Raw genomic sequence first — 24,234 nt, forward strand, 5'->3', positions numbered from 1 at the left:
CTTAAACCTAAAAAATGGATCAGCTTTAAATGTGCCCTTACTTAATACGTTGCCAGTAGTTGCACCAACTTTTACCATAGATAAAGCGCCTGCTACACCAACAGGTTTTGCAGTAGAACCAGGGAACATGGCTGCGAAGCTTTCCTGGGCGGCAAATACTGAAGCTGATTTAGCGCAATATAATCTTTATGCAGGACCAAATTCGCCACCTACAGGAATGACATCAGTGCTGGCAAGTACTACCTCCTATATCTTTCCATTATCGGTGAATGGTCAGAAATATTATTTTAGGATGACTGCTGTTGATAAGATGGGCAATGAGAGTGACTTCACCACGCCAATCTTAGAAGCTACGCCAGATATTGGCTTAGTATTTAAGAAAGACCAGACCATTACTTTTACGCCAATAACGGGTAAAACCTTTGGCGATGCACCTTTTGATGCAGATATAACCAACCCATCGAGTTTGCCGGTTACCTTAACAACCAACGACCCATTTACGGTAGATATTGTTGGCCATAAGATTACCATATTGAGAGCTGGTACAGTAACCATTTATGCAAACGCTGCTGGTAATAACGAATACAAAGATGCACTAGAGGTGAGCCAAACGTTTACCATTGAGAAGGAGGATGTGGTAATATTAGGAATCAATACAGTTAATCAAAATCCTAACGGGAATTCAGCTGGTTTTGTGCGCTATCAGGTTAATTTTTCTAAACCCGTTGTTGGATTAAAGGCTTCCAATTTTACATTGTCAGGCGACTTGAAAAACAATGCGACAATTAAACCAATATTAAATTTGGTGCCAAACTTGCCAAATTCGTGGTTTGTAGATGTTGCAATAGACGCTAATGTTTCAGGTACTATACAGTTAAATTTTGAGAACTCAACAGGACTTTCCAATTCTAACATTACTTACATTCCAGTAGGAGAAACTTATACCATAGACCAAACCCCACCAGCAATACCAACTGGTTTAAAAGCAGAAGCAGGTGATGGAGAAGTAAGGTTAACTTGGAATGCAAATACTGAAAGTGATTTAGGAGATTATCTTATATTATTTGGAACTACAACTAAACCCAATTTGTTCTTAGCTTTTATAGGTAAAGGAACTACAACCTACTTGCAACAAGGTTTAGTAAATGGCACAACTTATTTTTATAGATTGGTTGCAGCAGATAAACTAAATAATGAAAGTGATTACTCTACAGAAACTACTGCCACCCCAATGGCAGGCAATACCTTAAAAACTGCGCAAAACATTACCTTTGACGTTATCCCAACCAAAACGTATGGTGATGGAGAATTCTTATTACCAAATACCAGTACGGATAAAAACCTACCCATCACGTATACCAGTGATGATCAAAGTATTGCAACGGTTACCGGAAACTTGGTTCACATCGTCAAAAAGGGAACGGTAGTGATCCATGCCAATGCTGCTGGTAACCAGAGCATAGCAGATGCTTTAGAGCAAACCCAAACCCTGGTAATCAACCCGGTTGCCATTACCGTAACTGCAAATGCACAGGTTAAACTAACAACAGAAAGCGATCCTGCATTTACCTATACCTATACAGGGAAGCTGGTTGCACCAGATGATTTTGGTGGTAGCTTAACCAGGACAAATCTATCCGATGCACCAGGAACCTATCCGATTACGCTTGGTTCATTGTTCCTAAGCCCAAATTATGTGATAACGTATGTGGGTGCGAACTTGACCATTAACGATAAAAAGGACCAGTCTATAGATTTCAAGCCATTGCCTAAATTAACATATGGTGATGCATTAAATGATTTTGATCCAAAGGCGAGCGCCAGCTCTGGTTTAGCTATTTCATATACAAGTAGCAATACCAATGTAGCAACTATTGTAAATGGTTTAATCCATGTTAAAAGTGCGGGTACTACTACTATTTCCGCAGAGCAGGGTGGTGGCAGTATTTATAAACCTGCACTTACGGCAACTCAGGACCTTACTGTTGCAAAAATGGACATAAGCATCCAACCAGATGCAAAGGTAAAAGCACTGGGCGAGCAGGACCCTACATTTACCTATCAAATCGTTAAAGGGAAATTAGTAGGCAGCGATAAATTCTCAGGAAGCTTGGAGAGAGCGGCGGGCGAGGAGATAGGAACCTATCCGATCAGCATCGGCTCACTGGCACTGAACGACAACTATAACATCCAGTTAATGCCTGCTAATTTGGTGATCGAGTTAAAGTCGTTTGATGCATTCGTAAAAGATGCGACGAATGTGCTTACGCCAAATGCAGATGGTATGAACGACTACCTGGTGTTCAATGACCTGACAAAATACCCGCCAATAGCTATCGTGATTACCGATCGTTTGGGAAGGGTGATCTATAAGAATGCCCACTACCAGAACAATTGGGACGGTACCTATGCCGGAAAGGCATTGGCCACAGATACCTACTATTACTACCTCGACTTTGGAAAGGGATACAGTAAGGTAAAAGGCTATGTAACCATAGTAAACCCAAAATAGAGATTAAAGAACATAGGTTGAGTGTTTAAAAGGAGATTTGGTGTCGGCAGTAAAATGTTGGCACCATTTCTTTTTGTAATCCTTACTCGTCATTCCCGTGAATCCCGATAGTCATCGGGAGGGAACCGTAAAGCGGTAAAAAGGCTTGCTATCGCATTACGATGCCCATCCGATAGCTATCGGATCAAGCTGAGCATGACGGTCCTTTATACCCTGTTCGTCTTTGTGAGGAGCGCAGCGACGAAGCAATCTCATTGCTGCAATAATTTAAAGGAGGAGATTGTACCAAAGGTACTCCTGCGGAGCCACTCCCGATGAAAAATCGGGATCGCAAAGACGACCGAATTAATGCTGTTCGTCATTCCCGTGAAAACGGGGGTCATAAAGCTAAAAAAGACTTGCTATCACATTACGATTCTCATCCGATAGCTATCGGATCGAGTTGGGAATGACGGTTGTCGATCTTTCCACTTCACTCATGTCTCCCTGCTCGTCTTTGCGAGGAGCGCAGCGACGAAGCAATCTCCTCCTTGCAAAATTATCTTGTTGACAGCAATGGGATTGCCGCAGTCGATGAAGAATCTCCTTCGCAAAGACGACCGCATTAAATCTATGTTCACTATGTCTCTATGTGGTAAAAACTTCTTTAATAATAAAACTTAAAACAATTCACCATAAAAAACTATTGTCTTAATAATATATTGATAATCAATGTGTTTTAAAGATAAGTGGAAATGAAAAAAATATTGATTGTGGATGACAGTACAGATATACTGGATGCACTTACCCTGTTATTAAATTTAGAAGGTTATAAAGTAAAAGCCATAGATAATGGTTACTTTTTAACCAATGCAGTTAAGCTATTTAAACCAGATATTATTTTACTAGATGTGATGCTCGGTGTATTAGACGGAAGAAAACTATGTAACGAATTAAAGCATCTGCCAGAAACAGCAAACATTCCTATTATTATGATTTCTGCAACCCATGATCTCAACTCACTAACTGCCGTAAGTTGCTGCGCAAACGATTTTCTTCCCAAACCATTTAATATCGACGAATTGTTAGAAAAGGTAAGTTTTCAATTAGCAAGTTAAGTTAAGATTACAACTACATTAAATTTTAAAATTACGCTACTATTTTAGTATAGTTTTTATAACTTTAACTAACGCTCCTCCTATTTAAGTAATTGATGGTAAAATCTATAGCTCACATGATAGATAAAGCAACGCCAATTAATGTAATACGATTTGATGTTAACCCTAAACCATACATCACACAGGGTAGTAATTCCAAATGTATACTAGAGTACGATTTAGGTAAATCAAAAACTACAGGCCAAATTTATTTAGTTATTCATTGCAAACTTGTAGAAGTTGATGCCTTTAGCAACACGCTAATTAATTATTACTCAGAAAAAGTTTGCACCCTCAACATCACGAGTAAACATAAAGACTTTATTGCCTTAATTGATTACCTTAATAATTACTATTTCGAAATTGCTTTAGCTTTTGAAGAGCGATTGCCCAACATCACAAACTTTAATTTTGGTGATGTAAAAATACTACTGAGTGAAACTGCCAAAAAAATAATAAATAGCTTAACTAATCTTGGGGCTTACAATAAACATCCACAAGTATTGCTTAATCAGCTTAAAGCAATACATCAACGACCTAGAAAAACAACTTTAAAAAAGATGATCAACTAAGCTAAATCGCTCTTACTTATCACAAAGTTGAATATATATTTCCTTGAAGTCATTTTGATGCCGGAGTATTTATAATAACTTTACAGTTGAAAACAAAAACATAACCAACAAAACAAAAAGAACCATGGCAGCATTAAATCCTTATTTAGTCTTTGACGGTAATTGCGAAGCGGCATTTAATTTTTATAAATCAGTATTTGGTGGGGAATTTCCTCACATAGGAAGATTTAAAGACATGCCTCCTGTGGAGGGCTCTCCTGAAATGTCTGCCGCAGATGGAGAAAAAATAATGCATGTCTCTTTACCAATTAGCAAAGAAAGTATTTTAATGGGTAGCGACAGTTCTGAAGCATTCGGACAAACAACTGTAGTTGGCACTAACTTTTCCATCTCTATAAATACTGATAGTGAAGAAGAAGCAGATAAATTATTTAATGGCTTATCTGCAGGAGGAAAGGTGACCATGCCAATGGAAAAAACCTTTTGGGGAGCTTATTTCGGTATGTTTACAGATAAGTTTGGCATCAATTGGATGGTGAACTATGATGAGCCTCAACAATAAAAAAGAGATTAAATAGTAAAGGAGCAGGGCTGAGTTTTCAGCTCTGCTTTTTTATTTTATTTATTAGTGCTCTTTGAGTGTTCTGTGCCAAAGGCATCTTGTAGTTTTGTTTTAGCGGATTTAAAACCCGCTTTTATCAGATAGTTCGGGATGCGCTGCGCTTAACATCTCGAACAGTTGATAATAATATTTCTTTATTAATCAATAAATATTATTATCTTAACTTTAAACTTAAAACCAAATTATTTATGAGAAAGAACTTACCACACTTAGCATTATCTCGAAATGCTTCAAAACAATTTTTATTTGCGACTATATTTGCATTGCTTATAATTTTGATTGTTAATTTTTCTTGTAAAAAAAGTGAAGAACGATTTAAAGAAATCGCAACTTTTGAAAAGTTATCCAAAGAACAGAATTTTGTTAATTTGTTAAAGATGAATAATGCTTTCTTGGATAAGATTAAAAACTTAAAAGGCGCTCTAGAAATTATTAATGCAAAAAAGAATGATGAACAATCAATGTTAAAACTTGCAGAATATTTAGGTTTCAATAACATTAATGAGTATAAAGTTTTACTTAACAAGCAAGAAACTTACAAATCTAATTTAAGAGAAAAATTCGATTTTGAACATTTGTCAGTAAATGAAAATTTAGCATTAAAAAACGAAATCTCATCTTTTATAGCAAATGAATTTCAAATACTAAAATATGATACAATGTCAAATAAAAATAAAACCTCTGTGGTAGATCCTAATGGCGGAGGAGGGCCAACTTGCTCACAGAAAAGAACTAATTGCCAAGCAGGCTCTTCAGCTATTTATACTATGGAGGGACTAGCTTGCATTGGAGGAGCCGCTGCTATAGGGTCAGGTACATTTGGTATTGGGGGAGCTCTTTTTTATACTGCTTGTGCTTCCGCATCATTAGTGCATTACAATAGTATGCTAAATGACTGTGATTATACATATTACGATTGTATTGGTGTGAAAACAATTGCGGAATAAATATGGGCATACAAAAACATAACCCAAAAAATCTTTTGATGGCTATTTCTTTTTTAGCTATAGTTGTTGTAAACAACATCAATAGAGAATATGTAATTTATTTTGTTGTACCTACTAGTATTTTGATTATTTACTTACTCTATATGCTAGATAAATATAATAAGATGACTAATAAATCTCCAGACAATAAACTTAGACTTTTTTATATTATAGCTATAGTAATTAATCTATTTGGAGGCTATTTAATAGCCCATTCAAAGGGGGTTATTTAACAACATTTTAATTAAAAGGCCTTGTTAATGTTAGATTGTAGTTTCTACATTTTAAATCACTTATCAAATCCACAAACCCTTTAAAAAAGAAAAGAGATCATCCATCCAGACTGATCTCTTTTTCTAACCAAATATAAACCTGTATGAACGGGTTATCTTTTAATTTCCTCCTAACCATGAAGGAAATATTTATTTCTTTTTTTAATCACTCCGTTGGTTGTCAACGAATGATAGTGCAAATATAGTAATAATATTCAATAGTGTAAAAAGTACACTAAGAAAAGTTTCAATTTTGTTACTTTTCTGTTATTAAAATGACAAAACCTGCTTAACGCTATCATTTAATACTTTCTATAACGCAAAAATAGGTCCAATCTTTTACTGTATGTAGCAAATGATGTTAAACTTATGTTAAATAATTAGGTTAAGAGGGGAAGGTACGCTATGGCTAGAGCAATTGCGTTTGCAATTTAATAAAGCTATCGTCATTTCGCCTCCATCGTCGTTGCGAGGAGAGAAACGACGTGGCAATCTCCACCTAATTAAACATAGTAATGATTTGATTTATAACATGAAGGAGATTGCCACAGTCGGTGAAGAACCTCCTTCGCAAGGACGAGCAGGTGCTTAGCATGATGTTGTCTTTGTGAGCGTGGCAATCTTCTATTTGTTGACACATTAAAACGAAATACAACTATGTTTTTATGTGCCTATGTGGTAAAATGCTTAGCATGGGTGAGGTTTGCTCGTCATTCCCGTGAAAACGGGAAACGTAATGCGGTGAAAAGATTTGCTGGTTACCTATTAATGCATTACGATACCCAGTCAAGCTGGGTATGACGAGTATATGAGAAAGAGAAGATGTGTTAAAAAATCTGTGTAAGCTGGCGCAAAATTCTCCACACAAACCATCCCAAAAAAACAAGCACAAAAAAAATGGCAATACTAAAAGCATCGCCATTTTAATTAATGTAGAAGGAAATTATTTTAAACTTCCATAGTATTCTACAAACTTAGCAAGGGCAGAAGAATAACCCCACTCGTTATCATACCATGAAACAACTTTAACAAAATTATCATTTAAAGAGATCCCAGCTCCAGCATCAAAAATAGAAGCGTGGTCATTTCCAATAAAGTCAGATGAAACCACTTCATCTTCTGTGTATCCTAATACACCTTTTAAGTACCCTTCAGATGCAGCTTTCATTGCATCTTTAATTTGCTGATACGTAGCAGGTTTTTCTAAACGTGCTGTTAAATCTACTACAGAAACATCGGCAACTGGAACACGGAATGACATTCCTGTTAATTTACCTTTTAATTCTGGTAATACTTTACCTACAGCTTTTGCTGCACCAGTTGATGATGGAATGATGTTAGAGAAACCTCCACGACCACCTCTCCAATCTTTTGCACTTGGACCATCAACTGTTTTTTGAGTTGCAGTTACGGCGTGTATTGTACTCATTAAACCTTCAACAATACCGAAGTTATCGTTTAAAACTTTAGCAATTGGAGCTAAACAGTTCGTAGTACATGAAGCATTAGAAACAACAGTTTGATCTGCCGTTAATTTATCGTGGTTAACACCCATTACGTATGTTGGGATGTCATCATCTTTTGCAGGAGCAGAGAAGACTACTTTTTTAGCACCAGCTGCGATATGCTTGTTTGCATCAGCACGGGTTAAGAATAAGCCAGTAGATTCAATTACGATTTCTACACCAACTTCATCCCATTTTAAGTTTGCAGGGTCTCTTTCTGCAGTAATGCGGATTGTTTTTCCATTTACCACTAAGTGCCCGTCTTTTACTTCCACAGTTCCGTCAAAACGGCCATGTGTACTATCATATTTTAACATATAAGCCATGTAATCTGGCTCTATTAAGTCATTGATGGCAACAATATCCAATCCTCTTTTCAATGCAGCTCTAAAAACTAGTCTGCCAATGCGGCCAAATCCATTTATTCCTACTTTAGTCATTGTATTTAATTTGTGTAATAATTAAGTAAATTATATATCGGTTCTTTAGTAATCGTTATTATTTTAATTGCATGCTTTTCTGCAACTAAGCGCAATCTATCCTGAAACGTTCCAGCAACAGTACCCACAAAATGAACATGTTCGTTAGGGTGTTGTGTTACAGTTGGTGCCAAATAGGTGTTAATGTATTTATCAAAAGCTTGATCTATTAACTGCTCTATGTATTTATGGTTTCTATTTTCTATGTAGAAATCTAGAAAAGAGCTCAAATAGTTTTGTACGTTAGGCTTTTTGTAAATCCGTTCTAAAATTAATGGTCTATCCAAATTGTATTTATCTAACAACAATTTAGTTAAGTCTGCAGGTAGTTTCTCTTCTAAAAAGTGTTTTAATAACAGTCTGCCCAAATAGTTAGCAGAACCTTCATCGCCGAGAATATAGCCTAGACCATAGTTGTTTTGTTCAGGTTGCTTGCCATCAAAATAAGCACAATTTGCACCGCTGCCTAAAATGCTCACAATGCCACTTTGGTTATAACACGCTGCAATAGATGCGCCGTATAAATCGTCTTTAACTTTTATTTTGGCATTTTTAAAGAACATGCCTAAGGTTTGTGCCAAAGAGCTTTGCATCGCAACAGATGATGCACCAGCAGCAAATACATAGAGCTTTTTAATTTTTTCGGCGTGATTAATTAGCGTGATATTTTTATTTAATAGATAAAGGATATGCTTTTGGTCGTTAAAGCAAGGATTAATGCCTGGAATAGTGCATTCGGCTATTGTTTTGCCTTCGGTTGCAATTTTCCAGAAAGCACTTTTAGATCCGCTATAAACTACTGCTATCATTTTATGTATTTAAATGGATAAAACGTGAGTCATTTCTAATAAATCAGCTTCTAACTTGTAACTGTGTACATGTAAGGCTTCTTCTAGGCTGGTGAGTTTAATTTCATTGCCACGAAGACCAACCATTTGCATGGTTTCGCCCTTTATCATTTCGTTTACGGCAGCATATCCTAATCTACTTCCTAATATGCGATCGAAACCACTAGGGCTACCTCCACGTTGTAAGTGACCTAATATAGTTACTTTAGTATCGTAATGCGTGAACTTTCTTTTCACACTTTTAGCAATATCGTAAGCTCCACCGTATTTATTTCCTTCAGAAACAATTACAATACTTGATGATTTCTTAGTGCTAGCGCCTGATTTCAACTTTGTAATTAATTCTTTTAATGAAGTTTCTTTTTCTGGTAACAACACTGCTTCTGCACCGCTTGCAATTGCTGTTCTTAGCGCAATGCAACCTGAGTCTCTGCCCATCACCTCAATAAAGAACAATCGGTCGTGCGAATCGGCAGTATCTCTTATTTTATCAATCGCTTCTATAATCGTGTTAACAGCAGTGTCGTAGCCTAAGGTAAAATCAGATCCGTATAAATCATTATCTATGGTACCTGGAATACCAATTACATTAATCCCGTACTTTTCTCCAAAACGTTTAGCACCTGTAAATGTCCCATCGCCACCAATCACAATTAATCCGTCTATTTCTTTTGCTTTTAAATTTTTAAAAGCGAGTTCCATACCTTCGTCTTCTTTAAAAGCTAAACATCTGGCAGTTTTTAATATTGTACCGCCCATGTGTAAAATATTACGTACAGAACGGGCATCCATTGGGTTAATGTTATTGTCAATTAAACCTTGATAACCTTGCATTACTCCGAACATATTACGCCCATGGTATATACCAGTGCGAATAACGGCTCTTATGCAAGCATTCATTCCTGGGGCATCTCCTCCAGAGGTTAATACGGCTATATTTTTGATATTAGATTTCATTTTAATATACGAATATACTGTGTATTTTTTACACTAAGTAATTTTTTTTCATTATTATTGTGAATAAACGAAGTAAGTATATTTATTTTGTTCTAATATTATAAAATATAAAAACGGATTTGTCTTGAAAGAAGTATTACCTGTATTTAATTCGGCGGTCTCAATTGACTGCGTTTTATTTGGTTTTGATGGCGGAGAGCTCAAAATTTTATTAATAGAGCGAAATGAAGAACCTTTTAAAGATTGGTGGGCTTTGCCCGGTAATTTGGTAGGGGAGAATGAGAGTGTGGATCAATCTGCTTCGCGTATTTTACATGAACTTACTGGTTTGAGTGATATTTACATGGAGCAATATTATACTTTTGGCGAAGTAGACAGACATCCCCAAGGTAGGGTAATTACGGTTGCTTATTATGCAATGTTGCGTTTAGGAGGTGATAAAGCCTTAAAACCGCTAACTAGCTATGCAAAAAAAGCACAATGGATAAACGTTAAAGAATTACCTAAGTTAGGTTTTGATCATCAACATATATTTGATAAAGGCTTAGAAAAGATTAAGCGAAGAATTAAACATTTGCCAATTGCTTTTGAATTGTTACCAGAAAAATTCACCTTAACTCAAGTGCAAAACGTATACGAACTTATTTTAGGTAAGAAATTGGATAAACGTAATTTCCGGAAAAAGATATTGAGCTTTAAGGTGTTAAAGGAATTAGATGAAAAACAAAAAGGGGTTTCATTTAGAGCGGCAACATTGTATAAATTTGATAAAAGAAAGTACGCGAAATTATTTGGTAAGGAGATTTCTTTTTAACTCATAAACCATACCCATTTAACGGTAGGGCTAAAAATGGGCCTGTAAAATAGCTATCGAAAAAAAAATGCATATTTCGTTGCATATTTTAGGCTTCATGTGTTATATTTACACTATCAATCTGCTTGTATGGAGAAACTCTACAAATTATTTGTACTTTTTGTTGGGCTAATTGCGATGAATGTAACTGTTTATGCGCAATCAGATGCCTATACTCCATCTTTAGCAGCAGATTCTACTACTACATCAAATTATACATTTATAGATTTAACAGCTAACTCTACTTCCAATATTGATTGGGATGATGAATCGGCATTGATTGTTAAACAAAATCCTTCTTTTACTAATTATCCAAATCCTGCAACTACTCAAACTACTATTGCATATACACTTGCTACAAAAGCAAAAGTAACGTTACGCGTGGTAGACTTAACAGGAAAACAATTAGCCGTTTTAATTAAGCAAGAAATAGCTGCGGGTAAACATGAGTACGATTGGCAATTGGCTAAAAACAACATTACCTCTGGTATGTATATTTTAGTTTTACAAGTTGATAATAAGATTTTTAGTAGAAAGATTATTGTACAGTAATTTTTCTTAAACGATAGATAAAAAGAAAGCCTCGATTAATTAATCGAGGCTTTCTTTTTATATTTAAATCTGTGATTTTATTTTTTGCTTAAATGATAATCTACTAAATCATCTATAGGTGAGCGGATAATTTTACCAACACCCATTTCATATCTATCGGCTACTATACTTAAACTATCTCTAAAACTGTAACCCACAGAACCTACACAGTTTAACTCGTAGTTTTTATAGTTAGGGTAGTGGATCACTAAATTTTCGAAGAAAGCAGTAAATGCGTAATCTACAACAGAATTGGTATAATCTTCGTAGTTTTCCTTGAAATCGTAAATGAACTTGCTAAAGCTTGCACAAAAACGATTTGGTAAAGGTTTGTTGTAAATGTGATCAAAGATATCTTCATTAGTTAAAGCATAGTTATCATAAAAGCTTTCTCTTAATCCTTTAGGCATGTAACCTTTCATGTAGTCGGCTAAAATACGTTTGCCAATATAGCTTCCGCTACCTTCATCACCTAAGAAATATCCTAACGAGTCTATGTTTAAAGAAATGTCTTTACCATCGTATAAACAACTATTAGTACCTGTACCTAATATAGCTGCAAAGCCCTCATTGTCGCCTAATAAAGCACGGCATGAAGCTAATAAATCGTGACCAATGTTAATTTTTGCATTGATAAAGATCTTTTGCATGGCATCTTCAACAATCTTTCTTTTTGCATCGGTAGAGCAGCCAGCTCCATAGTAATATACTTCGGTTAATTTTTCTGGCTCAAGATGATCTGGTAAAGAACTCTTTAATGAATTCTCAATATAATCAGTGTCTACAAAATAGGGGTTATATCCTTCGGTATTAAAATGGATTTTTCTTCCTGCTTCGTTAATCAAACACCAATTGGTTTTTGTTGATCCACCATCTGCAATAACTATCATTTTTGGTTTGGTTAAGTTGTGTAATACGTAAAAAGTGCAGCAATATATGTGGCTTTTTTTGAAATAAAAAATTAAAATATAGTTTTTATTTCGGTAATGATAAGTTTATAATCAAACGATTGATGAGGCTTAAATGAAAGTTTTTTTAAAAGTGTACTTTATACACTAATAATACGGATTTTAGACTGATTATTTTATCGGTATCGGGTATCTAAAAAAACAAAAAGCCCTTAAAATTAATTTAAGAGCTTTTGCATTTTAAAATGAGGTTTTAGTTTTTAACTAAAATGTATTTATTATTTGGAATGTCTAATGTAATGGTGTAATTACCTGCAGCAGTTACTGCAATGTTATCGCCAGTTAAAGTTCCAGCACTATTACCACCATAATTTGTCCCCCAATCATGGTTTTTTCTAAACTTGAATTCTCCTGCAGTTAGGTTAGCAGTAACTTTCCATGTTCCCTTTCCATCATTTATGTATTTCATGTCAGTATCTACTGCCCAGTTGCTTCCAGGGATTGCATTTCCAATTATTCCCCACACTAATGGTGTGATTGTTAAAGTATTTGCATTTAAATCTGCAACCAATTCTTTAGCTCCAGCTGATATAGAACTTATATCGCCACCTGTAGTACTAATTTTACCACCACCTGCGTCTCCATAAGCAATATCCCATTTCTTAGCTGGTGTTATTTTGAAATTACCGCCATCAAATGCAATTACACCTGTATAAACGCCATTACCTGTTAGAGAAATTAAACTATCAGCAGTTGCTGGATTCCATCCTTGATAATTTCCAGGAACATATATCCATGCAGTTAGCGGGAAAGGTTTTGCACTTAATGAAACTACATTGCTATATACCGGAGCAGTAGCAGTTGAAATTGATGATTTAATTCTAAATTCTACATCGGTATTAGCAGTTGTGGGTAAGTTTAACGATAATAATAGATTATTAAAATCAAGGCCATTGTACACTTTTGATGTAGCATTTGCATCTAAGATTACTTCTTTTGGACTTGCAAAATTTGTACCTTTCACAGCAACTTGCAATACGTTTGTAACAGCCGCCTGGTAACCGAAATTAGCATTTGTTAAGTTAAATGTAATTACGTTAGTTGTAAGCATTGTTTTATCTAAAACAACAGCACTAGCCGATGATTTTAATGAACCTCCAGTACCTGCATTGGCGACAGCCTTGGTTTCGTCTTTTTTACAAGACCATAGCGATAGCGTAATAAAGCTAAACACTAATGATTTTAAAAAGATTAATAACCTGTGTTTTGTGTTAAATTCGAGTTTGCAATTAAATCTGCCGCCGGAATTGGATATACATTACGAAACGTAGGTAGTCCTGTTCCCGCTTTGACACCACCTTTAAATGGCCATAAATAACTTGCTTCAGTAAATTTATTGTAACGTACTAAATCTGTACGGCGATGACCTTCCCAATATAATTCTCTGCCACGTTCATCTAAAAAGAAATCAGTTGTAAGTGTAGCCACATTTCCTGACGTATTTCCATATGCACGTTGACGCAAATTATTTACATAAATTAATGCTTGTGGTATTGTACCTCCAGTACCACCACGCATTACTGCCTCGCCATAAATTAAATATTGCTCAGCTAAACGAAATAAAGGAAAGTCTAATGAACTGAACGTACCATTTAAGGATGGAGGTGTAACACCAGTAGAGGTTACATTTTTAAATTTAGTTACACGTAAGCCATCTGTAAATACACCAATATCTTCAACATTGTTTTTAGTGCCGAAAAATATACCACGTTTATCTTGTGAGCCATTAGGATCTGGAAATAATGCTGGTAGATTTTGACGTGTTCTGTTACCACCCCAACCACCGTTTGGTACTCCGTAAGATGCTGGGTTCATATCTCCGTTTATACCAGCGTTAATTAAAAACGTTGTGCCACCATAATTTGTGCCTTTAGAACCATCATAATTAATCGTTAAGATGGTTTCTAAATTATTCACATTGTTATCTGCTAAAAACAAATCTTTGTAATTAGTTTTTAATTGATAACCTGCACCAATGACTTTGCTCGAATAGGTTATAGCTTCAGTGTATTTTGGTGTGCCTGTATATACTTGTGCGTTTAAATATAATCTAGCTAATAATGCCCAATCTGCTCCTTTATCTGCACGACCATATTCGTTAGTGCGAGGATCAGCTAAATCACCTTCAATTGCTTTCAACTCAGATTCTACATAGGTAAATAATGCGGCTCTAGAAATTTGTTTTGGAGATGTTTTTCCAATTTCATCAGCTTCCGTTATGAATGGTGGCTTACCAAAACCATCTAACAATACCCAATATTGAAATGCACGTAAGAAACGAGCTTCTGCCCGATATCTTTGAATGTTTGTTGCATCAGTACCTGTAATACCACGAGCTGCTAATTTTTCAGGTGTACTTTCGCGAAGAAATTCATTACAAACAGTAATTTGTAAAATACTTCTAGAATATAATCCTCTAAGGAAAACGTTATCTACCGCCCAAGTTGAATAATCAAGCTCGGGAATACCAACATCACCCCAAGCACAAATAGCCTCGTCTGTAGTTAATTCTTGAGAAGTCCAGAATAATCTTAAAAAATCTGCAAAACCAGAATTGATACCACCAATATCACTCGCATCAGATCCTTGAGAACTAGTTAAACCATAAGTTGCGTATAATTTAACCAATCCCTGTTTATAGCCTGCTGGAGTAGCATAAACTGTAGCCGAGGTAACATCATTTGTCGGAGTTAAATTTAAATCACTCTTTTTGCATGAATTTAATGACACGAGCAAAATGCTAGCTGCCAATATTGTTTTAAATGAATTTTTCATTTCTATTTTTTTGTTAAAAGCCAACATTTAAACCTAATGAGTATGTTCTTGGTCTTGGATATAAATTATAATCAATACCAGAAGATAATTCTGGATCTAATCCTTCAAAATTAGTTACGACAAATACGTTCTGACAGTTTGCTGAAAGGCGTAAAGTTGTGCTACTATTTTTTGATAATTTACCAACATTATAAACTATACCAATATTGTCCATTTTTAAGAATGAAGCATTTTTAACATAATAATCACTTAAATATTGATTTGATTGAAAGTTAGTGTTGAAGAAATCTGCACCGGTGTTATTAAGTATACCGCTTGGACTTAATATATTGGTTTTGATACCGAAGTTAGAAGAAACATTATCGTATACATAATTACCTAAATTTGCTCTTAAAACGGTATTAAGCGTCCATTTTTTATAATTAAATGTAGTGTTAAATCCGAAAGTGAAATTTGGATCTGGAGATTTATAAAAGTATTGATCACTTGTATTAATTTTTCCATCCGCATTTAAATCTGCATAAACTCCTTCTAATGGAGCACCAGCAGCATTATATACTTGTTTGTATACAAAGAATGAACCAGGTATTTGATTTACTGCATTGTACTTAAGAGTAGTACCTGTACCACCAGTAATATCACCAGCACTTACTTTAGATGCTGGATCTGGGTTTAAAGTTAAGTTAGTAATCTTCCTTTTATTATATGCCACATTGAAACCAAAATCCCAAGAAGTGTTCTCACTTTTTATCAAGCCAAAATTGATGCTACCCTCAATACCTCTAACTTCCATGTTACCAACATTAGTAGTTAAAAGATTACTAAAGTTTGTGCCAACTGGAATATTGATAGTGCTTAAAAGGTCTTTAGTTTTTTTGTAGTAAGCGTCAATACTTCCATAAATCCTACCTTTTGCAAAACCATAATCTAAACCTGCATTATACGTAGTCGTTGTTTCCCACCTCAAATCAGGATCATAAGCAGCAGGACTATAATAGTTGTAAAAAGTGCTTCCAATTTGATATTGGCCGGTATTGCTGTTTGCATAATATTTAGATAGATAATCATAGTTACCTATTCCATCTTTATTTCCGGTTTCACCGTAGCTTAATCTTAATTTTAAATCAGATAATGTTTCACTGTTTTTCAAGAAATCCTCATTAATAATCCTCCATGTAAAACCTGCTGATGGAAAATATCCCCAGCGGTTGTTTTCAGAAAATTTAGAAGAAGCATCAGCTCTTATGGTTCCAGATAGGATATATTTATCAGCTAATGTGTACACAAGCCTTCCATAATAAGAAAGTAATTTGTTTTGCTCGATAGAGAAAGGGAATACTGGAGTAGTTATGATTTCGCCAGTACCTTTATATGTATTAAAGTTATAGCCAGTTGTTGCATTGTCGTAGTATCCATAACCAGCGGTTACATCAAATCTACTTTTAATACTTTCCACTGTATGTGCATAATTTAAATAGAATTCTGATATTTTATTTCTTTCCGTATTTAATCTATTTCCATAATAACCACTAGTTGAGGCACTTTGAGCAGCGAAAATAGGAACTCTAGTTGCACCATAACCTTTAGATACATCGTAACCTAAGTTTAAGTTAGCGTGTAATTCTGGTAAGAAATGGAATGAATAATCAAATTTGATATTTCCAAAACTTCTAGCCGCGTTACCGTTATTATCTTGTAATTTAATTAAACCAACAGGATTGCGTGGTGCATTAGGATTTGGAACAGCACCTTGTGTCCATTCAAAATAATTTCCATACGCGTTTGTTGTATTTACAGGTTGAGTAGGGTCAAATTGAATTGCATTTGAAATTGCACCATCATTTGCAAAATGAGACTCAGATAATGAACCCTTTAAGTTTAAATCAATTTTTAAATGATTTGAAAATAAGCTAGGCGAAAGGGTTAAAGCACCCGTGGCACGTTCTAATTTATCGGTTATTAATAAACCTTGTTGTTCTAAGTACCCTGCAGAAACACGATAAGGTACGTTTTTAAAAGAACCAGATAAACTCAAGGTATTGTCTGTAGAAAATGCTTTTTGATAGATTTCATCTTGCCAATTTGTATTTGCACCACCTAACAATGCTTTTTGAGCTGTGTTTCCATTTGCATTAACATATGCTCTAATTTGAGCTGCAGAAAGTACATCTACATTTTTAATTACAGTTGCCAAAGAATTAACAGTACTGAAATTAATTACTGGCGCACCAGAACCACCTTTTTTAGTTGTGATTAGTATTACTCCATTGGATGCTCTCGAACCATAAATTGCAGTTGCATTCGCATCTTTTAACACAGTAAAGGTTTCAATATCGTTTGGATTGATTAAAACCAGAGGACTGGGAGCGTTCCCGATACTATTTCCGCTAAAAGGAACCCCATCAACTACGATTAAGGGGTCATTACTAGCGTTTAGCGATGCACCACCACGAATGCGAATTACACTACCAACACCTGGTCTACCACCATTATTAGTAATGTTAACACCAGCAACTTTACCTTGAATGAGTTGTTCTGGAGTGGTAATGGTTCCTTTTTGAAAATCTTTAGAATTAACAGTTGTAATAGAACCAGTTAAACTTTTCTTTTCTGCTGTACCATAACCAATAACTACAACTTCATTTAAGTTTTGAGAATCAGATTTTAGGTTAAAGTTTAAAGTAACATTCCCTGTTCCAACAGTTGTTGTTAATGTTTGATTTGCAAAACCAATATACTTAGCCATTACGGTATAAGTTCCACTGGTTAAACCTGTAATTTTGTAATTTCCATTGTTGTCTGTGGCTGTTGCCATCGCTGTGCCAGTCACAATAACTGAGGCTCCAGGAATAGGGAGGTTGGCATCATCAACAACCTTACCAGAAACACTTCCGGTTTGTGCAAATGTAGTTAATGTGCAGAGCGCAAAAAACATCAACATACTAAGCTTAATGGGGTAAAATAATTTCATAGAAAAAGCCCGTTTTAAAGTTTAAATATTTGGTTATAAAATGTGTTGTAACACGTTAACGTAAATTTAACGTTGGATATGAAAAATCAAAATTTTATATCATATTTTTTTTAAACACCATATTTTAAAGAAGTAAAACTCAAAAAAAAGCCAATAATTGGCTGATTTTTATTTTTAAAATATTTAACTTTTGTTTTTCAAACAATTGATTATCAAACATTTATATTATTAACACGAAAAATTAAGTGTAATCTGTACACTATGCTCTTTTTTTTGTGTTTTTCGGGAACGTTTTCGGGAACGTTCCCGAAAAAATCAATGTAAAATGAAAACTTGTATGAACACCAAAGGCAAAATTCTGCGTGTTTTGACAAAAACCAGATTTTTTTTGATAAAAATTGGGTTATTTTTCACGTTTAAAAACAGCATAAAATAGGGCCAGTTTTTAGTCGTTAGAGGTAGACTTTCTTTGTATTAATTTCGACTTTAAAATCACCTCACTATCAGGGTTTACATCGCTAGGATTTTCGAGCATTTTAAAGAGTAATTCGGCAGCTGTTTTACCAAGGTCTGAGGCTGGCTGAGTTATTGTACTTAAAGCTGGATTTAGTAACGGTGCAATCTCTAAACTAGAGAAGCCAATTACTTTTAAATCTCTAGGGATAGAAAGATTAATATCATAACAAGCATAATAAGTGGCAAATGCCAAACGCTCAACCGAAGTAAAAACACCATCAGGTTTTAATTCAGTAAATACTTGCTTTAAATGATCTATATTTTCTTTGTAATTATTAGTGCAATCAATAATTAGTTCATCCTTAAAAGGAATTTTAAACTTCTTTAATGCATCTATGTATCCTTGCATACGGGTTTTTCCAATAGATAAGGTTTTATTTACAGCTAAATAAGCAATGCGTTTACAGCCTTGTTGGATTAAATGCTTGGTGGCAGAAAAACTACTTTCATAATCGTTTGTAATTACACGAGGTGTGATGATGTCTTCGTAAACACGATCGAAAAACACTAACGGAAGTCGTTTTTTAGAAAGTTCATTTAAATAGTTATGGTCATTGGCCTCACCAGAAACAGACATGATTATTCCATCGGCCCTGCCGTTATGTAAATGTTTAATAAAAGAAACTTCTTTCTCAAATTGATCATTGGTTGCATATACTAAAATATGATAGCCTTTTGCACTTGCCACTCTTTCGATACCTTGAATGGCTAATGAGAAATAATTGTTGGCTAGCTCTGGCACGATGACAGCGATGGTTTTACTTTTCTGTTCCCTTAAATTACTAGCATAATGGTTTGGCTGATAATTTAATTCCTTTGCCATTGCCAAAATACGTTCTTTTGTAGCAGCGTTGATATCACTATTATCTCTAAATGCTCTAGAAACGGTAGAAGTAGAAAGATGAAGGGCTTTGGCTAATTTTTTGATGTTGACGTTATCCATTCTACTGATAGCAATTATTTATCGTTAATTTATTTGGCTGTAAATATAAATGATAAAAAAAGTAATTATTTCTATTTATTTGTTAAATGATTTTAAAATTCACTTAGTTTTTAAAAATCGTGCTATAAATACACCAAGTCAGTAAAGAATAATGAAACGAATTTATTTTTTCCTCATTTTTACAAGCAGTTTTCTAGGAGTTAACGCACAAGTTAAAGTTAGATTTGAATTGCAAAATATTCCTCAAAATAAAGATTCAATACCTGAATGTTTTGTTGCTGGTAATTTTAATAATTGGAAACCCAATGATCCTGCATATCAGTTTTCAAAAGTAAACGGTGTCTATTTACTTGAAAAACAATTACCAGCCGATGCATATGAGTATAAAATTACACGTGGTAGTTGGGAAAAGGTAGAAACTGGCAGTAAAGGAAATGCTTTTGGAAATCGGAGTTTAAATTTGAAAAAAGATACTGTAGTTAAATTTACTGTTGCAAATTGGGCAGATCAATTTAAAAAAGAACCACTTAAACATACAGCATCAGTTAATATTCATATCATCGATACTGCTTTTTTAATTCCGCAATTAGCTGCAAAAAGGCGAGTTTGGATTTATTTACCGCCGTCTTATGTTTTGTCGACAAAAACATATCCAGTATTATATATGCATGACGGACAAAATCTTTTTGATCAATTGACGAGCGGATACGGAGAATGGGGAGTGGATGAGTTATTGGATAGTTTAATCGTCAAAGGGCAAAAAGAATATATTGTTGTTGGTATAGATCATGGTGGAAGTGAGAGATTAAAAGAGTATAATCCTTATGATAGTGAATATGGTAAGGGAAAAGGTAAAGCTTATATTGATTTTTTAGTTAAAACCTTAAAACCATATATAGATGAACATTATAGAACAAAAAAAGACAGTAAAAACACGGTGATCGCCGGTAGTTCAATGGGCGGTTTAATTTCCATGTATGCCATTGCAACTTATCCAACAGTTTTTGGCAAAGCTGGAGTTTTTTCTCCAGCATTTTGGTTAGGTAAAGCGATAGAAACTGATGTTAAAAATGCATTGATAAATTTAAACGGGAGTAAGATTTATTTGGTAGCTGGAGATTTAGAAAGTAAAACGATGGTTAGTGATATGAAAAATGTATATCAGATTTTAAATCCCACTGGGGAAAACAAAAATATAATGATGGTCGAAAAAGCTGATGGTAAGCATAGCGAATGGTTTTGGCATAGAGAATTTGTAGATTTTTATAAATTCATTAGTAATTAAGTAGTGTAATTTTTTTAATATTGATGATTACAAAGCTTTCAAAAAAGTAATATTTGTGTATGGATAAAATAGATTTTAGAAGTGATACGGTAACCAAGCCAACAGCTGGAATGCTTGAAGCGATGATGAGCGCAAAAGTTGGTGATGATGTTTTTGGAGAAGATGAAACTGTAAATGCTTTAGAAGAAAAATTGGCTACCTTATTTAATATGGAAGCTGCCTTATTCTGTCCATCAGGTACAATGAGTAACCAAATTGCTATAAAATGCTTTACCCAACCGATGGATGAAGTAATTTGCGATCAAACTGCTCATGTATATCGTTATGAAGGTGGCGGAATTGCGTATAATTCTTTAGCATCTGTCCGATTATTAAACGGCGAAAGAGGAATTTTAACACCAGAAATGATTGAACCGGAAATTAACGCTGAAAATATCCATTATCCGAACTCAAGTCTAGTCGTTTTAGAAAATACAGTAAACAAAGGTGGTGGTAAATGTTATACCCTTTCCCAAATTGAACCTATTCATAATTTATGCGCTATAAAAGGAATTAAACTCCACCTTGATGGTGCAAGAATATTTAATGCATTAGTAGCTACGGGTGATAAAGCAAAAGATTACGGCAAATATTTCGATGGAATTTCGGTTTGTCTATCTAAAGGATTAGGTGCACCAGTTGGTTCTGTTTTGTTATCATCAAAGGCAACTATTAAAAAAGCCACAAAAATAAGGAAAGTTTTAGGAGGCGGCATGCGACAAGCAGGTTTTTTAGCCGCTGCAGGAATTTATGCATTGGATAATAATGTAAATCGCTTAGCAGAAGACCATAAACATGCAAAAGCTTTATCAGATGCACTAAGCAAAACAAATTACGTAAATTCAGTGTTGCCTGTTGAAACGAATATTGTTCTTTTCGATGTTTCTCCAGGTTTAAAAGCTGATAACGTAGTAAAAGCATTGGAAGCGAAAGGTATTTTGTGCAATAGTACGTCTAATCAAACCATCAGATTGGTTACGCACTTAGATATTTCTTCAACAATGGTCGATAAAGCCATAGAAACCTTAACACATCTACATCTATAATAAATATGGCTCATATTTCAAAAATTCTTATTGCCAACCGTGGTGAAATCGCCTTGCGTATTATGCGCTCGGCAAAAGAAATGAACATTAAAACGGTAGCTGTTTTTTCAGAAGCCGATAGAGGCGCTTTACATGTACGTTATGCAGACGAAGCAATTTGTATTGGTCCAGCACCATCAAACCAGTCCTATTTAAAAAGCGATAAAATTATTGAGGCTTGTAAACTAACTGGCGCACAAGCCATTCATCCAGGTTATGGTTTTCTATCAGAAAATGCTGCTTTTGCTAAAGAAGTAGCTGCAGCAGGGTTGATTTTAATTGGCCCAACGCCAGAAGCGATGGAAATTATGGGAAATAAATTATCGGCTAAAGCTGCGGCTTTAACTTATAATATTCCTATGGTTCCAGGAACAGAGGAGGCAATTACCGATATAAATGAAGCAAAAGAAAGAGCGGTTGAAGTCGGCTTTCCGATTTTAATTAAAGCAGCTGCAGGTGGTGGCGGAAAAGGAATGCGTATTGTAGAAAAAGTTGCCGATTTTGAAGAACAAATGCATTTGGCAGTAAGCGAAGCAACATCAGCATTTGGCGATGGTTCTGTATTTATAGAACGTTATGTGACTTCACCAAGGCACATTGAAATTCAAGTCTTAGGCGATACACATGGAAATATTGTTCATCTATTTGAACGTGAATGTTCAGTACAACGCCGCCATCAAAAAGTAATTGAAGAAGCACCGTCATCAGTTTTGACTGAAAAAATTAGACAGGCAATGGGTAAGTGTGCGGTTGATGTAGCTCGTTCGGTTAACTATGTTGGTGCAGGTACGGTAGAATTTATTTTAGATGAAAATCTTGATTTTTTCTTCTTGGAAATGAATACGCGTTTACAGGTAGAACATCCTGTTACAGAAATGATTACAGGTTTAGATTTAGTTAAAGAGCAGATAAAAATAGCCAGAGGCGAAGTATTGAGTTTTAAGCAAGAAGAGTTGAAAATCAGTGGACACGCTATGGAATTAAGGGTTTATGCAGAAGATCCTTCAAATAATTTCTTGCCAGATATCGGTACTTTACAAACGTACCGCACTCCAAAAGGAAACGGAGTAAGAGTTGATGATGGTTTTGAAGAAGGAATGGAAATCCCTATTTATTACGATCCAATGATTGCAAAACTCATCACCTATGGTGCGACTCGAGAAGAGGCAATTGAGCGAATGATAAGAGCAATTGATGAATATGACATTACAGGAATACAAACCACATTAAGCTTTGGTAAATTTGTAATGCAACATGAAGCGTTTACATCGGGCGAATTTGATACACATTTTGTAAGCAAGTATTTTAACGCTGATAGTTTAAAAAACGATAACGAGGAAGAAGCATTATTAGCATCCCTTACTGCAGTGTTATTGCTTAAGGAGGAAAACAATATCAGCCTTGCTCAAAACAGTGTAGTTGCTAATAATTGGCGAAAAAATAGAAAGAAATACAGTTAAATGTTTACAGGAATAATAGAAACGCTAGGCGAAGTTGAAAATATTGTAAAAGAAGGAACTAATGTTCATTTTACAGTAAATTCTTCTATTTGTGCAGAGTTAAAAATAGATCAAAGTGTGGCACATAACGGCGTTTGCTTAACCGTTGTGGCGCTAAATGAGAATTCACATACGGTTACTGCAATTGAAGAGACTTTAAATAAAACGAGTTTGGGGAGCTTAAAAATTGGCAGTAAAGTTAATTTAGAACGTTGCATGCAAATGAATGCTCGTTTAGATGGTCACATTGTGCAAGGTCACGTAGACCAAACAGCTACTTGTATTTTGGTGAATGAACTAGATGGTAGTTGGGAATATCGGTTTAAATATAATGCAAGCTTGGGGAATGTTACGGTAGAAAAAGGTTCAATTTGTGTAAATGGAATTAGTTTAACAGTTGTAAACTCACAAGCAGATGAATTTTCTGTATTTATTATCCCTTATACTTTTGAACACACCAATTTGCATGAAGTGAAAGTTGGCTATACAGTTAATTTAGAATTCGATATTATTGGTAAATATGTTGCCCGATTGATGGGGAATAAATAATTTTAGAAAGATAAAACAGTATTTCAAGTTTAATGTACGCAGGTTTAGTTACAAAATTGGCCTATTACAAAATAATGTACAGTAAAGAAGAAGCATCAAAAACCCGTCAGCAATTTTGGATAACTTTTGGTAAGTACATGAAACCCATTTTATCAGCCGAAGGCTTACCCATAAATTGGATTAACTACAAAACGGGTATAAAAAATATCTATTTCAGAATGGATGCTGAGCAACATAAAGCAATCATTTCTATCGAAATCACACATCCAGT

Annotated in this window: 21 protein-coding genes; 13 read left to right on the forward strand and 8 right to left on the reverse strand. The window is 34.8% G+C overall.

What is annotated here, in order from left to right; genetic code table 11:
- The 6 genes from WC622_RS13745 to WC622_RS13770 form a co-directional block, all read left to right on the forward strand.
- A partial coding sequence (locus WC622_RS13745; protein WP_372820276.1) for an MBG domain-containing protein occupies positions 1 to 2,512 on the forward strand: 2,512 nt, incomplete at its 5' end.
- A 734-nt stretch (positions 2,513 to 3,246) separates the two neighbouring features.
- Entirely contained in the window at positions 3,247 to 3,609 is a 363-nt protein-coding gene (locus tag WC622_RS13750) for a PleD family two-component system response regulator (RefSeq protein WP_372820277.1), read from the forward strand.
- Between the two features lie 116 nt (positions 3,610 to 3,725).
- Complete coding sequence (locus WC622_RS13755; protein WP_372820278.1) at positions 3,726 to 4,220, forward strand: hypothetical protein; 495 nt, start codon at positions 3,726 to 3,728, stop codon at positions 4,218 to 4,220.
- Between the two features lie 124 nt (positions 4,221 to 4,344).
- On the forward strand, positions 4,345 to 4,782 hold the full coding sequence (locus WC622_RS13760) for a VOC family protein (RefSeq protein ID WP_372820279.1): 438 nt from the start codon (positions 4,345 to 4,347) through the stop codon (positions 4,780 to 4,782).
- A gap of 248 nt (positions 4,783 to 5,030) precedes the next feature.
- A complete protein-coding gene (locus WC622_RS13765) occupies positions 5,031 to 5,789 on the forward strand; it encodes a hypothetical protein (RefSeq protein WP_372820280.1) in 759 nt (252 codons plus the stop codon).
- A gap of 2 nt (positions 5,790 to 5,791) precedes the next feature.
- Positions 5,792 to 6,061 carry a hypothetical protein gene (locus WC622_RS13770; protein ID WP_372820281.1) on the forward strand — a complete coding sequence of 90 codons (270 nt, stop codon included), beginning with the start codon at positions 5,792 to 5,794 and terminating at the stop codon, positions 6,059 to 6,061.
- A gap of 982 nt (positions 6,062 to 7,043) precedes the next feature.
- Here the strand turns inward: WC622_RS13770 and gap are convergent.
- The 3 genes from gap to pfkA are packed head-to-tail and all read right to left on the reverse strand — an operon-like array spanning position 7,044 to position 9,889.
- Positions 7,044 to 8,045, reverse strand: a complete 1,002-nt coding sequence (gap, locus tag WC622_RS13775) for a type I glyceraldehyde-3-phosphate dehydrogenase (protein WP_372820282.1) — start codon at positions 8,043 to 8,045, stop codon at positions 7,044 to 7,046.
- Between the two features lie 5 nt (positions 8,046 to 8,050).
- On the reverse strand, positions 8,051 to 8,893 hold the full coding sequence (locus tag WC622_RS13780; protein ID WP_372820283.1) for a hypothetical protein: 843 nt from the start codon (positions 8,891 to 8,893) through the stop codon (positions 8,051 to 8,053).
- Positions 8,894 to 8,902: 9 nt separating this feature from the next.
- The gene (gene pfkA / locus WC622_RS13785) at positions 8,903 to 9,889 is read right to left on the reverse strand and encodes a 6-phosphofructokinase (protein ID WP_372820284.1); all 987 of its coding nucleotides are present in this window, start codon (positions 9,887 to 9,889) and stop codon (positions 8,903 to 8,905) included.
- A 124-nt stretch (positions 9,890 to 10,013) separates the two neighbouring features.
- Between pfkA and WC622_RS13790 the strand changes: the two genes are divergently transcribed.
- Positions 10,014 to 10,703, forward strand: coding sequence for an NrtR DNA-binding winged helix domain-containing protein (locus WC622_RS13790; protein WP_173268436.1), 690 nt, complete (start codon positions 10,014 to 10,016; stop codon positions 10,701 to 10,703).
- A gap of 129 nt (positions 10,704 to 10,832) precedes the next feature.
- A complete protein-coding gene (locus WC622_RS13795; protein WP_372820285.1) occupies positions 10,833 to 11,294 on the forward strand; it encodes a T9SS type A sorting domain-containing protein in 462 nt (153 codons plus the stop codon).
- A 77-nt stretch (positions 11,295 to 11,371) separates the two neighbouring features.
- Here the strand turns inward: WC622_RS13795 and WC622_RS13800 are convergent, their stop codons facing one another.
- The 5 genes from WC622_RS13800 to WC622_RS13820 all read right to left on the reverse strand — a co-directional run bounded on the left by WC622_RS13800 (position 11,372) and on the right by WC622_RS13820 (position 19,506).
- Positions 11,372 to 12,223: an N-acetylglucosamine kinase gene (locus WC622_RS13800; protein WP_372820286.1), complete on the reverse strand. Its 852-nt coding sequence runs from the start codon at positions 12,221 to 12,223 to the stop codon at positions 11,372 to 11,374.
- Between the two features lie 271 nt (positions 12,224 to 12,494).
- Positions 12,495 to 13,475: a SusE domain-containing protein gene (locus tag WC622_RS13805; RefSeq protein WP_372820287.1), complete on the reverse strand. Its 981-nt coding sequence runs from the start codon at positions 13,473 to 13,475 to the stop codon at positions 12,495 to 12,497.
- 17 nt (positions 13,476 to 13,492) lie between these two features.
- Entirely contained in the window at positions 13,493 to 15,076 is a 1,584-nt protein-coding gene (locus tag WC622_RS13810; protein WP_372820288.1) for a RagB/SusD family nutrient uptake outer membrane protein, read from the reverse strand.
- A 13-nt stretch (positions 15,077 to 15,089) separates the two neighbouring features.
- Positions 15,090 to 18,047 (reverse strand): SusC/RagA family TonB-linked outer membrane protein, encoded by a 2,958-nt coding sequence (locus tag WC622_RS13815; protein ID WP_372820289.1) that lies wholly within the window; start codon positions 18,045 to 18,047, stop codon positions 15,090 to 15,092.
- A gap of 445 nt (positions 18,048 to 18,492) precedes the next feature.
- Positions 18,493 to 19,506, reverse strand: coding sequence for a LacI family DNA-binding transcriptional regulator (locus WC622_RS13820; RefSeq protein ID WP_372820290.1), 1,014 nt, complete (start codon positions 19,504 to 19,506; stop codon positions 18,493 to 18,495).
- Between the two features lie 151 nt (positions 19,507 to 19,657).
- On the opposite strand from WC622_RS13820, the gene WC622_RS13825 reads away from it, so the two are divergent.
- The 5 genes from WC622_RS13825 to WC622_RS13845 form a co-directional block, all read left to right on the forward strand.
- Positions 19,658 to 20,791: an alpha/beta hydrolase-fold protein gene (locus WC622_RS13825; RefSeq protein ID WP_372820291.1), complete on the forward strand. Its 1,134-nt coding sequence runs from the start codon at positions 19,658 to 19,660 to the stop codon at positions 20,789 to 20,791.
- A 59-nt stretch (positions 20,792 to 20,850) separates the two neighbouring features.
- The gene (locus WC622_RS13830; protein ID WP_372820292.1) at positions 20,851 to 21,876 is read left to right on the forward strand and encodes a low specificity L-threonine aldolase; all 1,026 of its coding nucleotides are present in this window, start codon (positions 20,851 to 20,853) and stop codon (positions 21,874 to 21,876) included.
- A 5-nt stretch (positions 21,877 to 21,881) separates the two neighbouring features.
- Positions 21,882 to 23,375 (forward strand): acetyl-CoA carboxylase biotin carboxylase subunit, encoded by a 1,494-nt coding sequence (gene accC, locus WC622_RS13835; protein ID WP_372820293.1) that lies wholly within the window; start codon positions 21,882 to 21,884, stop codon positions 23,373 to 23,375.
- The gene (locus WC622_RS13840; protein WP_372820294.1) at positions 23,376 to 23,963 is read left to right on the forward strand and encodes a riboflavin synthase; all 588 of its coding nucleotides are present in this window, start codon (positions 23,376 to 23,378) and stop codon (positions 23,961 to 23,963) included.
- Between the two features lie 32 nt (positions 23,964 to 23,995).
- Positions 23,996 to 24,234, forward strand: a 239-nt coding sequence (locus WC622_RS13845; protein WP_372820295.1) for a DUF4268 domain-containing protein, incomplete at its 3' end; no start/stop codon positions are given.

Origin of the sequence: Pedobacter sp. (assembly GCF_041662865.1) — a bacterium.
In the GTDB taxonomy this organism is placed as follows: domain Bacteria; phylum Bacteroidota; class Bacteroidia; order Sphingobacteriales; family Sphingobacteriaceae; genus Pedobacter.

Coding starts and splice junctions, on each gene's coding strand:
- WC622_RS13750 (WP_372820277.1), top strand. CDS start 3,247: ATGAAAAAAATATTGATTGTGGATGACAGTACAGATATACTGGATGCA.
- WC622_RS13755 (WP_372820278.1), top strand. CDS start 3,726: ATGATAGATAAAGCAACGCCAATTAATGTAATACGATTTGATGTTAAC.
- WC622_RS13760 (WP_372820279.1), top strand. CDS start 4,345: ATGGCAGCATTAAATCCTTATTTAGTCTTTGACGGTAATTGCGAAGCG.
- WC622_RS13765 (WP_372820280.1), top strand. CDS start 5,031: ATGAGAAAGAACTTACCACACTTAGCATTATCTCGAAATGCTTCAAAA.
- WC622_RS13770 (WP_372820281.1), top strand. CDS start 5,792: ATGGGCATACAAAAACATAACCCAAAAAATCTTTTGATGGCTATTTCT.
- gap (WP_372820282.1), bottom strand. CDS start 8,045: ATGACTAAAGTAGGAATAAATGGATTTGGCCGCATTGGCAGACTAGTT.
- WC622_RS13780 (WP_372820283.1), bottom strand. CDS start 8,893: ATGATAGCAGTAGTTTATAGCGGATCTAAAAGTGCTTTCTGGAAAATT.
- pfkA (WP_372820284.1), bottom strand. CDS start 9,889: ATGAAATCTAATATCAAAAATATAGCCGTATTAACCTCTGGAGGAGAT.
- WC622_RS13795 (WP_372820285.1), top strand. CDS start 10,833: ATGGAGAAACTCTACAAATTATTTGTACTTTTTGTTGGGCTAATTGCG.
- WC622_RS13800 (WP_372820286.1), bottom strand. CDS start 12,223: ATGATAGTTATTGCAGATGGTGGATCAACAAAAACCAATTGGTGTTTG.
- WC622_RS13810 (WP_372820288.1), bottom strand. CDS start 15,076: ATGAAAAATTCATTTAAAACAATATTGGCAGCTAGCATTTTGCTCGTG.
- WC622_RS13815 (WP_372820289.1), bottom strand. CDS start 18,047: ATGAAATTATTTTACCCCATTAAGCTTAGTATGTTGATGTTTTTTGCG.
- WC622_RS13820 (WP_372820290.1), bottom strand. CDS start 19,506: ATGGATAACGTCAACATCAAAAAATTAGCCAAAGCCCTTCATCTTTCT.
- WC622_RS13825 (WP_372820291.1), top strand. CDS start 19,658: ATGAAACGAATTTATTTTTTCCTCATTTTTACAAGCAGTTTTCTAGGA.
- WC622_RS13830 (WP_372820292.1), top strand. CDS start 20,851: ATGGATAAAATAGATTTTAGAAGTGATACGGTAACCAAGCCAACAGCT.
- accC (WP_372820293.1), top strand. CDS start 21,882: ATGGCTCATATTTCAAAAATTCTTATTGCCAACCGTGGTGAAATCGCC.
- WC622_RS13840 (WP_372820294.1), top strand. CDS start 23,376: ATGTTTACAGGAATAATAGAAACGCTAGGCGAAGTTGAAAATATTGTA.